Below are 13,825 nucleotides of genomic sequence, written 5' to 3'. Positions count from 1 at the left end.
TTTTTTGAAAAATAATTTCTAAGTGTTGATTTATCACTCAAAATGGTTATTTTCTGATATTTTTTAGCGCGTTTGGCAGCTCAGCAAGACTATTAATCACAATATCAGCACTTGTAATAGCTTCATCAGTCACGGTCTCACCACTTTTCACTAGCACATTTATACCAACATGAGCCGCTTTACCCGCTTGCATATCGGCAAGTTTATCGCCAACCATAATAGAAGAAGCCATATCGATGTTTAAAAATTGCTGAGCATCTAATAGCATTCCCGGTTTTGGTTTGCGGCAATTACACTCTTGCTTATATTCTTCTACTGTTGCATCAGGATGATGTGGGCAGAAATAGATACCATCTAAATCAACACCGCGGTCAGCTAAAGACCAATCCATCCATTCAGTGAGGTTCATAAACTGGTCTTCTGTATAGATACCGCGCCCAATACCAGATTGGTTAGTCACGACAACTAATGCATATCCCATTTTCTTGAGTTCAACCATGGCTTCAATAGAGCCTTCGATAAATTCAAAATCATCGATTTGGTGTACATAACCATGATCGATATTAATTGTGCCATCTCTATCTAGAAAGACTGCTGGAATACCTTTGCTCACTGCTTTACTCCTCAAACTGAAATGGTTTTTAGTATCTCACGAAAAGAAATGAAATGAGAATAGAATAAATCCATCAAACTTTATTGACTTAGACGTCTAGACGCCTTAACATCCAATGCATGTTAGATACAGTATCTAAAATATAATTCGTCAGAGAATAGAAGATAGAATGATAAAGCTCTCAAATATTAATAAAGTGTTCCCGCAAGGAAACCGCAATATACAGGCACTGACTGATATCAGCCTGCATGTTCCTGCTGGTCAAATATATGGTGTTATTGGTGCATCCGGCGCAGGTAAAAGTACCTTAATTCGTTGTGTGAATATGCTGGAACGTCCAACATCAGGGCAAGTCATTGTTGATGGGCAAGATTTAACCTCTCTGCCAGAAAAAGCGCTAACGAAAGCACGCCGTGGTATTGGCATGATTTTTCAGCACTTTAACCTATTATCTTCACGCACTGTGTTTGATAACGTGGCATTGCCATTAGAGTTAGACAATACTCCGAAAGAAACGATTAAACAGCGTGTTAATGAATTACTGGAGTTGGTCGGTTTATCTGAGAAAAAAGATGCTTATCCAGCCAACCTGTCTGGTGGTCAAAAGCAACGTGTTGCTATCGCGCGCGCTTTAGCTAATTCACCAAAAGTTTTATTATGTGATGAAGCAACAAGCGCATTAGACCCAGCGACCACTCGTTCTATTTTAGAATTACTGAAAGATATAAACCGCCGCTTAGGGTTAACGATTTTATTAATCACCCACGAAATGGATGTGGTAAAACGAATTTGCGACCAAGTTGCCGTGATCAGCGGTGGTCAGCTCATCGAGCAAGATAAAGTCAGTGAAGTTTTCTCTCACCCGAAAACACCTGTCGCTCAAGCATTTATTAAATCAACACTCGTTATTGATATTCCGGATGACTATAAAGAGCGCCTACAAAGTGAACCTGGTAAAGATTTATCTCCATTGCTGAAGCTGGAATTTACAGGGCAATCCGTAGATGCTCCATTAATTTCTATGGCTGTTCGTAAATTTGATATCGATATTAATATTTTAAGCTCTCAGATTGATTATGCCGGTGGCGTTAAATTTGGCGTGATGTTGGCTGAATTACACGGTTTACATGATGGCATAGAATCCACAATTACATTTTTGAAAGAGCACCATGTGAAAGTTGAGGTTTTAGGTTATGTCTGAGGGAATGATTTCACTGCTTATTTCAGGAACGATTGATACGATTATCATGACTTTCGTTTCTGCAATTTTAGGTTTTATTTTAGGTATCCCGACAGGCGTCCTACTGTATGTCACTCGTCGTGGGCAAGTGATGGAAAACACCGTTCTGTATAGCGTTATTTCTGCTGTCGTGAACGTATTCCGCTCAATACCGTTTATTATTTTATTAGTCTGGATCAGCCCGTTTACCAAATTCATCGTCGGTTCTGCGATTGGTATCGAAGGGGCGATTGTTCCATTGACTGTTGGTGCAATTCCATTTATTGCTCGCATGGTTGAAAACGCATTATTAGAAGTACCGAATGGTTTAATTGAAGCATCACGCGCTATGGGTGCAACACCGTTACAGATTATCCGCAAAGTATTACTGCCAGAATCTTTACCGGGATTAATTAACGCAGCAACCATTACGTTAATCATGTTAGTCGGTTATTCCGCAATGGGTGGTGCAGTAGGTTCCGGTGGATTAGGACAAATTGCAATGCAATATGGGTACTATACTTATAATCCATTAGTTATGAATACCGTACTTGTTCTATTAATTGTCTTAGTATTCATCATTCAGTTCACCGGTGAATATCTAATGAAAAAAGTGTCACATAAATAGTCCGTCATATAGATAGTCAGAAACAATAGCAGCGCCAAAAAACGCTACACAGTAGTTAAGGTGCTATAAATAGTGTCTAAAGGGGTAAGTTATGTCTATTAAGTTAAAATCAATTGCAGTAGTTGGCGCGCTGTTAGGAACATTAGCTCTCGCTGGCTGTGGTGAAAAACAAAAAGATCCAAATAGCATCAAAGTCGGTGTGATCATGGGCAAAGAATTTGAAGTTGCTGAAGTTGCACAAAAAGTTGCTAAAGAAAAATATGGTCTGAATGTTGAGCTCGTCTCTTTCAATGACTTCGTATTACCAAATGAAGCATTAAGCAAAGGTGATATTGATGCTAATGCATTCCAACATAAGCCTTATTTGGATCAACAAATTAAAGATCGCAATTACAAATTAGTGCCTGTTGGAAATACTTTTATTTATCCAATCGCAGGATACTCTAAACAAATTAAATCTATTGATGAACTAGCAGATGGTTCGCAGGTTGCTCTGCCGAATGACCCGACAAACTTAGGTCGCTCATTACTGTTACTGCAAAAACAAGGTTTAATTAAGTTAAAAGATGGCACAGGTTTAATGCCAACAGTATTGGATGTTGTTGAAAATCCAAAAGGCTTAAAATTTGTTGAATTAGAAGCACCTCAGTTACCGCGTGCTCTGGATGACCAAAAAATTGCATTGGCTATCATCAATACAACGTGGGCAAGCAGCGCAACACCAAAACTGACTCCAGCAAAAGATGGTCTGTTTGTTGAAGATAAAGATTCACCATACGTGAACATTATTGTGACCCGTGAAGATAATAAAGATAGCGAGAATGTGAAGAAGTTTATTCAAGCATATCAATCTAATGAAGTCGCAGAAAAAGCTAATGAAGTATTCGATGGTGGTGCAGTTAAAGGCTGGTAAGCTTTTCTCTTAAATAGAATGTGTATAAAATGCTAGGTGACGTTATGTCACCTAGCATTTTTTATTAAACCGATTACATAATTAATGCGTTCGCGCAGATAATAAAAAGGTAATATTTATGAGATTGTTTTTGCTCGCCCTCGCTACATTTGCTTTAGCTGGGTGCGGAATTAATCAATACACCAGTCCAAGCATGAATAAAGGGTTTTCGAGTATGAAACTGTCGAAACCTTTACCTGTAGAAACTGAAGAAGATGTCAGTGCAGAAAACATTAAGTTAATGAACAGCCCTGAAGAATTATTAGGAATGCCATTTCGTGATTTAGGTATTGTTTCTGGAGAGTCATGCAGAAAAAATGCAAAGAGTCCTCCTATTAATCTAGACTCTGCAAAAAACAGCATGTTGACGCAAGCCGCTTATATCGCTGCGGATGCCGTGTTATTACATCAGTGCCAAACCAAATCAGCGCCGGGTTGTTACCAAGCAACGGTATGTGAAGGTAGTGCACTTAAAATTGTTGAATAATCAACTTATGCAATCTTTTCAATTTAATGTTATTGGGCATATCGAATCTCCTTATAAAGAAAAGTTTGCCATTCCTCGCCAGCCTGGGCTGGTCCAAAACGGCTTTGGGCGCTTACATCTACACTCGCCTTACAATGACCCAAATGCCGTTAGAGGATTAACTCAATTTAGTCATATTTGGGTTTTATTTGTTTTTCACCAAACAATGGATGGGGGTTGGAAACCTTTAGTGCGCCCTCCTCGCTTAGGTGGTAACGATAAGATGGGTGTATTTGCAACACGCTCTACATTTCGACCTAACCCAATTGGGATGTCATTAGTTGAATTAAAAGATGTGACTATCGATAACCACCAAGTCATCCTTGAACTTGGTAGCCTTGATTTAGTTGATGGAACCCCCGTGGTGGATATAAAACCTTACCTTCCTTTTGCTGAAGCAGTCACAACAGCGAAAGCCGGTTATGCTCAAGAAGCTCCATCAGAAGATATGCAAGTTATATTTAGCCCTCTCGTTCAACTTGAGTTAGCTAAATATCAATCACGTTATCCTGGGTTAGCGGCTTTTATTGAGCAAGTATTAAAGCAAGACCCTCGTCCTGCCTATAAAAAACAGTCCAATGAAGCTCGTGATTACGCGGTTCATTTATTAGATTTCAATGTACGCTGGCGAGTGATTGACAATATCACTGACGTGTTTGCCATCGAACATAACGAAAAATCGCGTTAACCTCTTTTGACAAAGCATCGTCACTGGTAGACTAGCTCTTTATTCCGCTGCTTAGCAGCTTTAAATTATTGGGTAGGCTCAACGCCTACCATAATTTGTTGTTCTAATGGAACCTATACAATGCGTACTAGCAAATATCTGCTCTCAACTCTAAAAGAGACCCCTGCGGATGCAGAAGTTATCAGCCATAAACTGATGCTGCGTGCAGGGATGATCCGTAAACTTGCTTCTGGTCTGTATGACTGGTTACCCACTGGCGTGCGTGTTCTGCGTAAAGTTGAAAACATCGTTCGTGAGGAAATGGAAAATGCAGGCGCAATCGAGGTATCTTTACCCGTCGTTCAACCTGCTGACTTATGGCAAGAAAGTGGACGTTGGGAACAATATGGTCCTGAGTTACTGCGCTTTGTCGATCGCGGAGAGCGTCCGTTTGTTTTAGGTCCAACTCACGAAGAAGTTATCACGGATTTAGTGCGTAACGAAATCACTTCATACAAGCAATTGCCATTGAATTTATTCCAAATTCAAACCAAGTTCCGTGATGAAGTTCGTCCTCGTTTCGGTGTTATGCGTTCTCGTGAATTTATCATGAAAGATGCATACTCATTCCACACGAGCCAAGAATCATTGCAAGAAACTTACGATGCAATGTATGAAGCTTATAGCAAGATTTTCACCCGAATTGGCTTTGATTTCCGTGCAGTACACGCAGACACGGGTTCTATCGGTGGTAATGCTTCTCACGAATTCCAAGTCTTGGCACAAAGCGGTGAAGACGACGTAGTGTTCTCCACCGAATCTGATTTTGCGGCGAACATCGAATTCGCTGAAGCTGTTGCACCAAATGTGCAGCGTGCAGCTCCTAGCCAAGAAATGCATTTAGTCGATACCCCAAATGCAAAAACGATCGCTGAATTAGTTGAACAGTTTAATCTGCCAATCGAAAAAACAGTTAAGACTCTGATTGTTCATGCAGAAAAAGATTCTGGTCATACTTTAGTTGCCCTATTAATTCGTGGTGACCATGAACTGAATGAAATAAAAGCAGAGAAACACCCGTTAGTGGCAAGCCCATTGCAATTTGCGTCTGAAGAAGAAATCCGTAAAGTCGTAAATGCAGGTCCAGGCTCTTTAGGCCCTGTCAATATGCCAATGCCAATCGTCATTGATCGCAGTGTTGCAGTGATGAGTGATTTTGGTGCGGGTGCAAATATTGATGGCAAACATTATTTTGGCATCAACTGGGAACGTGACCTGAAATTACCTGAAGTTTATGACTTACGTAATGTGGTTGAGGGTGATCCAAGCCCAGATGGTAAAGGTACCCTGCTAATTAAACGCGGGATTGAAGTTGGTCATATCTTCCAGTTAGGCACCAAATATTCTGAAGCGATGAAAGCATCAGTGCAAAACGAAGAAGGTCATAATCAAATAGTAACAATGGGTTGCTATGGTATTGGTGTAACGCGTATCGTCGCAGCTGCGATTGAGCAGAGTCACGATGACCGTGGGATTATTTGGCCTGATGCTATTGCACCATTCCATGTCGCCATTTTACCCATGAACATGCATAAGTCATATCGCGTAAAAGAAGTTGCAGAAAAACTGTATGCAGACCTGAAAGCACAAGGCATCGATGTCATTTTCGATGACCGTAAAGAGCGTCCAGGCGTCATGTTTGCAGATATGGAACTGATTGGTGTTCCATACACTATCGTTATTGGTGACCGCAACTTAGATACTAACCAAGTTGAATATAAATCACGCCGTAGTGATGATAAACAACTGGTTGGCTTAGATAACGTGGTTAGCTTCCTGAAAGAAAAATTAGCTAAATAATCGTTAATTGAGCCTTAAATAATAAAAGCTCAGAGTTCAGTTCACTGTCTCTGAGCTTTTTTATGATGTGATCAGAATAAATTCAGATTATTTGCAAGATTTCGTTTTATCAAACTGAATATTCCCTGTAGGAATAAATGCAGAATCAAATTGACCATCTTCCATTGATGGGCGCACAGAATAATAGCCATCCGCCTCTAAATAAACTAGCGTACCGCCATCCACATCAGTATCACTATATGCTTTTTCTAGCTCAATACCTGATGTCGCATATTTACGTCCAGATTCACATTCAGTAAATACCGCAGCATCCGCCATATAACGATATTCACCGCGTTTTTTACTCGGCGTAACTTGTTTCAATGTATGGTTCATTGAGCTTTCAATCGCCTTTCCTTCTATATCTAACAGGGTGATCGATTGATTATCTGGAGATTGAGCAAAGTAGGTACGCTCTGCTTTTGAGTTAGTCAGCGTTAATACACTGTCAGCACTGGACCAATTTCCAGTTTCATGGAACATTTGGTTGCCTTCACGCGTCTCTAAATAGAGTAATTGCTCAACATAACTGCCATCTGGATTAACCAATAATTTCGCTTCAATACCAGAACAATCCGCACAAGGAAGCACACCACTATAAACATGGTCTACAGGTGCAAAATTCGCTTCATTCACACTACTTTGACAACCGGATAGTGCCACGGCGCCCGCCGAAATAAGAGCCAATAAAAGTGCTTTCTTCATTATAATTCCCTTCAGATCATTCAATTATCACAGTTTCGCTTATTAAGACATCATAGCATCTCAAAGAATAAAAAAATAAGGTATGCAAAAATTTACAATAGGATAAATAACCAGCTAAAGACATCAGTTTAATGAATAAGAATTTTCCTTTTCCCACGTCACTGATTATAGTTATTAAATTACTATGCTATTATCGAACGAAGCACATCTGACTTAGTTCTTTTTGATGAGTCGATAAACGCTTAGTGTTTTTAGATAAGACAAACATGTTCAAGGCGGCAATAACCGCCACTAACACAGTGGTGAGGGAATATGTCTACAGATAATGAATATCAACCAATCAATTGTGATGATTACGAATATCTAGAAATCGCATGCCAGCGTCAATTAAAGCTGCAAATTAAGCTTAATGACGGCGAGAATATTGAAGGGCAAGCCAGTGATTTGCTCCTACGAAAAAAAATTGAGTACCTCGTCCTAATTACGCAGGAAGGTACCAAGGAGCTACGACTGGATATTATCTCATCCTTCAGTCATCCTGAAATCGGCACTATCGTTGTCGACCACTCTCACTAATCCTCGTTTTCTGAGTTTCTTCTATACCCCTTATGATAATCACAGTCATAAGGGGTTTCTAATTTTAGAACCGCTACTGAAATAACTCACTTGAAAACTCACCGTTATTTATCCAGTGCTCAGAATTTTGCCAATCAATAGCAATACCCACATTGTTCTCACCCACAAATCCATCAGGTGTAATAAAACACCCCACCGCGCAAATTAACGTATCGTTATAGTAAATAAGTGGCGTTCGTTCTCGCATCCATGGTGCAACACCAAGTTCTTGCCAAATCTTTTTACTGCTACGTGAATGATTTCGACCGACAATACTTAGTGAACCTTGTAAACCAAAACGGATAGTAACAACTTCGTTTTCTTGTGGGGGACGGATCTGCCCTTCTCCCTCCATCACAACCAGCATCCCCAGTGATTCAGGTAATAAATAATCCTCAGGATAATTCCACTGATATTGTTTCCCCATCAGGCTATTAATGCGCTTAACCACCCACAGAGCCCCTTGATAACGGCGAATTTCCACGTTACCCAAACGACAGATAGGTTCTGCATCCTGCCGAGCAAGTGCCACTTCCTGCCATATACGTTCCAATTGATTAAAGGGTGGCATGGCGAGCTGATGAAGGCCAATCCACCTGCGGATTAAGGCGTTACGCTTGGCAACTGAACAGTGAACAAGCCCGTCAATATATAACCCGCCACGATAATCGATAATCTCATCAAGTGAATCTTGCAGTAATTCATCCAATAGCGCTTCTTGTTCTGCACACAATGAGGCACTGCGAGAAACTGCATTGGCAAAATGTGGCCAGCGTTCCGATAACCTTGGCATGATATGTAAACGGAGAAAGTTACGATCATAACGGTCATCCTGGTTACTATCATCTTCAACCCAAGGCAATTGCTGCTCAGCACGGTAATGTTCCAACGCATGACGAGAAATCGTGAGTAGAGGGCGTAGCAGGACCGTATTGCCACATTTAGCTTGAAAAGCAAGTGATTCCGGCATGGCAGAAAGCCCTGTAGGACCACTTCCTCGTTTAAGCGCCAACATAACTGTTTCAGCTTGATCATCAAGATGCTGAGCCGTCACGATAATCTCATCTTCGAGTAGCTCTTCGCGATAAGCTTGATAACGTTCGGCTCTAGCAGCTGCTTCAATCCCTTTATTGCTTCCCTCCACCGTCACATGCCGACAAATAAATGGAATATCCCATTTCTGACACAATGAAGCGCAGTGAGCTTCCCACTTATCCGCTTGTATATTTAAACCATGATGAACATGAATGGCGCGGATTTCTAATGACGGTAATTCACTGATTTTTATCTGATAAAGAGCATGAAGCAATACCGTGGAGTCGATACCACCACTGAATCCAACCAGAATTTTTCGGTAGCTTCCGATTTTTTCTCGAACTGTTGCGAGAATATGCTGTGAGGATTTCGCCATTATCTTCCCTTTATTCCACTCACTTCTTAATTCAATTTTATATTAAAGATAATAAAAAACGGGAGCTGGCTAAACCGACTCCCGTTTCAAAATAGAATGGATTGCACTTAATAGGTTAGCTAATTAGCAGTAACCATATCCCATCAGACGTTGATAACGACGATTTTTCAGTGCTTCTACATCCAACGTATCTAACTCACTCAAGTCTTGCGTGAGTTGTGCTTTCAGAGATTCAGCAATTTCATCGTAGTTACGATGAGCACCACCCAGAGGTTCTGGGATCACACTGTCGATTAACTTCAGTTCTTTTAAACGAGGCGCTGTAATTCCCATCGCATCAGCTGCTAATGGTGCTTTATCTGCACTTTTCCACAAAATAGATGCACAGCCTTCTGGTGAGATAACAGAATAAGTACTGTATTGCAGCATATTCACTTTATCACCAACACCAATCGCTAATGCCCCACCAGAGCCACCTTCGCCAATTACAGTACAGATCACAGGAACGGATAAGCGAGACATCTCACGTAAGTTACGTGCAATTGCTTCTGATTGACCACGTTCTTCAGCACCAACGCCTGGGTATGCACCTGGGGTATCGATGAAGGTAATAATTGGCAGATTAAAACGCTCAGCCATTTCCATTAAACGCAGTGCTTTACGATAACCTTCTGGCGCTGGCATACCAAAGTTACGACGAATTTTCTCTTTGGTTTCACGACCTTTTTGATGACCAATAACCATCACAGGGCGCCCATCTAAACGAGCCAGACCACCAATAATCGCTTTATCATCGGCATAAGCACGATCACCCGCTAATTCTTGGTAGTCCGTAAAAATACGGGAAATATAATCCAAAGAATAAGGACGACGTGGGTGACGAGCGAGTTTAGCAATTTGCCAAGCTCCCAGATCAGAGAAAATCTTACGTGTCAGTTCAACACTTTTTTCACGTAAGCGGGCAACCTCTTCATCTAGGTTGACTTCTAAATTGTTATCTTGACGGCTAACTGCGGTTAGGGAATCGATTTTCGCCTCTAATTCAGCAATCGGCTGTTCAAAATCAAGAAAGTCCAGACTCATAATATTCCTATTTTAGTCAAATTCTAATTCTACCTGCTCACTACCCAGCAGAGTTCGAAGGTCGTTCAGAAGGGGATCCACGGGTGTCACACGCCAAACAACGCCAAACTTGAGCTTAGCTCTGGCATCATCCTTCTGATAATACAAATGAACCGGTATCGTGCCTGAGCGGTGAGGTTCAAGAGCATTGCGAAGCCGATTCAGTAATTGATCGTTAATTTGTTTATCGGACAACGATATTGCAAGGCCGCGCGCATATTTCTCCCTTGCTTCTCCGATATCCATCAATTCGCGCACTGTCATTTTATTACCACCATTGAAATCATCAAAGCTGACCTGACCGGTGGCAATCAAAATATTGTCTTTTTCCAACATATGTTGGTATTTATCCAGCGCATCTGAAAATAACATAATATCCAGACGACCGGAACGATCATCAAGCGTACAAATCCCAATTCTGTTCCCACGCTTCGTGGTGATCACTTTTGCAGAGAGCACTAAACCTACCACAGTTGTCACTTGACCACGAGGGGTTGGGTTCACATCTTTTAATCTCAAACCATTCGTATAACGCTCTATCTCACTTAAGTATCGCGTTATTGGGTGACCTGTCAAATACAGCCCCAATGTTTCACGCTCACCATCAAGCACGACTTGTTCAGGCCATTTCGGTACACTTGCGTAAGAGCTTTCAACTTGTTCAGGGGCTTCAGCAAGAACACCAAACATATCGCCTTGCCCGATAGCTTCAGCTTTTGCATGCTGATCCGCAGCTTTTAATGCATCCTCAAGGGAAGACATTAACGCAGCACGATGAGGACCTAAATGATCGAAAGCCCCTGCCATGATCAGTTTTTCCATCACACGGCGGTTGATCTTTTTAATATCCACTCGGGCACAAAGATCAAAAATTTCTTTGAAGATCCCGCCTTGTTGGCGAGCCTCAATGATCGCCTCAATTGGACCTTCTCCGACGCCTTTAATCGCACCAATTCCGTAAACTATCTCACCTTCATCATTCACATGGAAGTGATATAGCCCGCTATTGATATCTGGCGGCAATACTTTTAAGCCCATACGCCAGCATTCGTCAACCAGTCCCACCACTTTTTCGGTATTATCCATATCCGCAGTCATTACTGCTGCCATAAATTCAGCCGGATAATGGGCTTTTAACCATAAGGTTTGGTATGAAACGAGAGCATAAGCAGCCGAGTGCGATTTGTTAAATCCATAACCGGCGAATTTCTCCACCAAGTCAAAGATTTTCATCGACAATTCGCCATCTACCCCATTTTTGATAGAACCTTCCTCAAAAACGGAGCGCTGTTTTGCCATCTCTTCAGGTTTCTTTTTACCCATCGCACGACGCAGCATATCTGCGCCACCAAGGGTGTAACCCGCTAATACCTGAGCAATCTGCATAACCTGTTCTTGGTATAGGATAATACCATAAGTTGGCTCTAGAACAGGTTTTAATGATTCGTGCTGCCAATTCACATCAGGGTATGATATCTCTTCACGTCCATGTTTACGGTCGATAAAGTTATCTACCATTCCTGATTGCAATGGTCCTGGGCGGAATAACGCCACCAATGCGATCATATCTTCAAAGCAGTCCGGTTGCAGGCGCTTAATCAGATCCTTCATTCCGCGGGATTCCAACTGGAATACCGCCGTAGTTTCTGAGCGCTGTAGCATATCGAAGCTTTTTTTGTCATCCAATGGAATTGCAGCGATATCAATTGGATCTAAGTTTTTCTTCGCTCGACGGGCATTGATCATTTCCAATGCCCAGTTAATGATGGTCAGCGTTCGGAGACCTAAGAAGTCAAACTTCACCAGCCCTGCATATTCAACATCGTTCTTGTCAAATTGCGTAACTGGGTTATTTCCTTCTGCATCACAATAGAGTGGTGCAAAATCAGTAATCTTAGTTGGGGCAATCACCACCCCACCCGCATGTTTACCGGCGTTTCGAGTTACCCCTTCAAGCTTACGCGCCATATCAATCAGCGCTTTGACCTCTTCATCTGCCTCATAAATCTCTGGCAGTTGCGGCTCAACTTCAAACGCTTTCTCGAGAGTCATTCCTGGGTCAGGAGGAACTAATTTAGAAATGCGATCCACGAAACCATATGGATGACCAAGCACACGCCCTACGTCACGAATAACGGCTTTTGCTGCCATCGTACCGAAGGTAATAATCTGAGATACGGCATCTCGTCCATACATTTGTGCTACGTGATCAATAACTTGATCCCGTTTTTCCATGCAGAAGTCAACGTCGAAGTCAGGCATAGAAACCCGCTCAGGGTTTAGGAAACGCTCAAACAGTAAATCTAGCTCAAGAGGATCTAAGTCTGTAATTTTTAAGGCATAAGCGACTAAAGAACCAGCACCTGAACCTCGGCCGGGTCCAACAGGAACACCATTATCTTTCGACCATTGGATAAACTCCATCACGATCAAGAAATAACCAGGGAATCCCATCTGGTTGATAACATTAAGCTCTATTTCTAAACGCTCATCGTATTCAGGACGCTTTTCAGCCCGCACTTTTTCGTCTGGGAATAAAAATTTGAGTCGCTCTTCTAAGCCTTCTTTCGCACGCATAACCAAAAAGTCTTCTGTTTCCATATCCCCAGTCGGGAATTTAGGCAGGAAATATTCACCAAGCCGAATGGTTACGTTACAGCGCTTAGCAATCTCTACACTGTTTTCTAATGCTTCAGGGATGTCGGAAAACAGCTCACACATCTCTTCTTCAGTACGTAAGTATTGCTGAGGACTATAATTTTTAGGGCGTTTCGGATCGGCTAATGTATAACCATCATGGATAGCGACACGAATTTCATGGGCATCAAAATCACTGCTTTCAATAAAACAGACATCGTTAGTCGCAACAACAGGCAGACCGCGCTGGGTTGCCAGCTCAACCGCCGCATGAAGGTAACTTTCTTCATCAGGTCGACCTGTACGTATAAGCTCCAGATAATAAGCATCAGGGAAATGTGTTTGATAAAACTCAAGACTTTCATCGACTAACGCTTGGTTACCACGCAGTAAAAATTGCCCCACATCCCCTTTTCGCCCGCCTGATAATAGGATTAAACCTTCTTTATGTTTGACAAGCCAATCGCGATGAATCGTTGGGCCAATGGCGCCATAGCCTTTTTGGTATGCTTCGGAGATGAGTAAAGTGAGGTTTTGATAGCCTTCGTTATTGCGAGCCAGAACGGTTAAGTGAGCAACCTCATCACCCAGTTGCTCACTTTCCATATAAAAATCAGCCCCAATGATTGGCTTGATGCCCGCACCATGAGCCGCACCATAAAACTTCACTAACCCACAAAGGTTAGTAAAATCCGTGATGGCAAATGCAGGCATGCCCATGGCGGCAACTTTTTTGACTAATGGACCGGTTTTTGCCAGCCCATCAATCATGGAATAGTCACTATGAACACGTAGATGAATAAAACGAGGAGAAGCCATTAACCTTATACC

General features: G+C 41.9%; 12 protein-coding genes. 7 read left to right on the top strand and 5 right to left on the bottom strand.

Annotated features, from left to right (window positions below; genetic code table 11):
* Positions 1-46 precede the first annotated feature (46 nt).
* The gene (gmhB, locus tag PSF16_RS00550; RefSeq protein WP_006658384.1) at positions 47-613 is read right to left on the bottom strand and encodes a D-glycero-beta-D-manno-heptose 1,7-bisphosphate 7-phosphatase; all 567 of its coding nucleotides are present in this window, start codon (positions 611-613) and stop codon (positions 47-49) included.
* A 169-nt stretch (positions 614-782) separates the two neighbouring features.
* On the opposite strand from gmhB, the gene metN reads away from it, so the two are divergent.
* The 6 genes from metN (at position 783) to proS (ending at position 6,465) form a co-directional block, all read left to right on the top strand.
* Positions 783-1,814 carry a methionine ABC transporter ATP-binding protein MetN gene (metN, locus tag PSF16_RS00545; protein ID WP_272688609.1) on the top strand — a complete coding sequence of 344 codons (1,032 nt, stop codon included), beginning with the start codon at positions 783-785 and terminating at the stop codon, positions 1,812-1,814.
* Positions 1,807-2,460: a methionine ABC transporter permease MetI gene (gene metI, locus PSF16_RS00540; protein ID WP_036968878.1), complete on the top strand. Its 654-nt coding sequence runs from the start codon at positions 1,807-1,809 to the stop codon at positions 2,458-2,460. The genes metN and metI overlap by 8 nt, the downstream gene beginning before the upstream one ends.
* Before the next feature lie 91 nt (positions 2,461-2,551).
* Entirely contained in the window at positions 2,552-3,373 is an 822-nt protein-coding gene (locus PSF16_RS00535; RefSeq protein ID WP_006658387.1) for a MetQ/NlpA family lipoprotein, read from the top strand.
* A 214-nt stretch (positions 3,374-3,587) separates the two neighbouring features.
* A complete protein-coding gene (gene rcsF / locus PSF16_RS00530; RefSeq protein WP_230082465.1) occupies positions 3,588-3,899 on the top strand; it encodes an Rcs stress response system protein RcsF in 312 nt (103 codons plus the stop codon).
* Between the two features lie 7 nt (positions 3,900-3,906).
* Entirely contained in the window at positions 3,907-4,626 is a 720-nt protein-coding gene (gene tsaA / locus PSF16_RS00525) for a tRNA (N6-threonylcarbamoyladenosine(37)-N6)-methyltransferase TrmO (RefSeq protein WP_036962733.1), read from the top strand.
* Positions 4,627-4,746: 120 nt separating this feature from the next.
* Positions 4,747-6,465: a proline--tRNA ligase gene (proS, locus tag PSF16_RS00520; RefSeq protein ID WP_006658390.1), complete on the top strand. Its 1,719-nt coding sequence runs from the start codon at positions 4,747-4,749 to the stop codon at positions 6,463-6,465.
* Between the two features lie 87 nt (positions 6,466-6,552).
* Here proS and PSF16_RS00515 read toward each other — a convergent pair whose 3' ends face one another.
* Positions 6,553-7,209, bottom strand: coding sequence for a copper resistance protein NlpE N-terminal domain-containing protein (locus tag PSF16_RS00515; RefSeq protein ID WP_272688608.1), 657 nt, complete (start codon positions 7,207-7,209; stop codon positions 6,553-6,555).
* 312 nt (positions 7,210-7,521) lie between these two features.
* On the opposite strand from PSF16_RS00515, the gene rof reads away from it, so the two are divergent.
* The gene (gene rof, locus PSF16_RS00510; protein WP_006658392.1) at positions 7,522-7,785 is read left to right on the top strand and encodes a Rho-binding antiterminator; all 264 of its coding nucleotides are present in this window, start codon (positions 7,522-7,524) and stop codon (positions 7,783-7,785) included.
* Between the two features lie 73 nt (positions 7,786-7,858).
* On the opposite strand, the gene tilS is transcribed toward rof, so the two are convergent.
* From tilS to dnaE, 3 genes are all read right to left on the bottom strand, one after another.
* Positions 7,859-9,235: a tRNA lysidine(34) synthetase TilS gene (tilS, locus tag PSF16_RS00505; protein WP_036962736.1), complete on the bottom strand. Its 1,377-nt coding sequence runs from the start codon at positions 9,233-9,235 to the stop codon at positions 7,859-7,861.
* Between the two features lie 123 nt (positions 9,236-9,358).
* Complete coding sequence (accA, locus tag PSF16_RS00500) at positions 9,359-10,318, bottom strand: acetyl-CoA carboxylase carboxyl transferase subunit alpha (RefSeq protein WP_036979569.1); 960 nt, start codon at positions 10,316-10,318, stop codon at positions 9,359-9,361.
* Between the two features lie 12 nt (positions 10,319-10,330).
* Positions 10,331-13,813: a DNA polymerase III subunit alpha gene (gene dnaE / locus PSF16_RS00495; RefSeq protein ID WP_006662996.1), complete on the bottom strand. Its 3,483-nt coding sequence runs from the start codon at positions 13,811-13,813 to the stop codon at positions 10,331-10,333.
* Between the last annotated feature and the right edge of the window lie 12 nt (positions 13,814-13,825).

It is taken from the genome of Providencia sp. PROV033 (assembly GCF_028484855.1).
GTDB classification, from domain to species: Bacteria; Pseudomonadota; Gammaproteobacteria; order Enterobacterales; family Enterobacteriaceae; genus Providencia; species Providencia alcalifaciens.
This window is presented reverse-complemented; position numbering and strand designations above follow the sequence as displayed.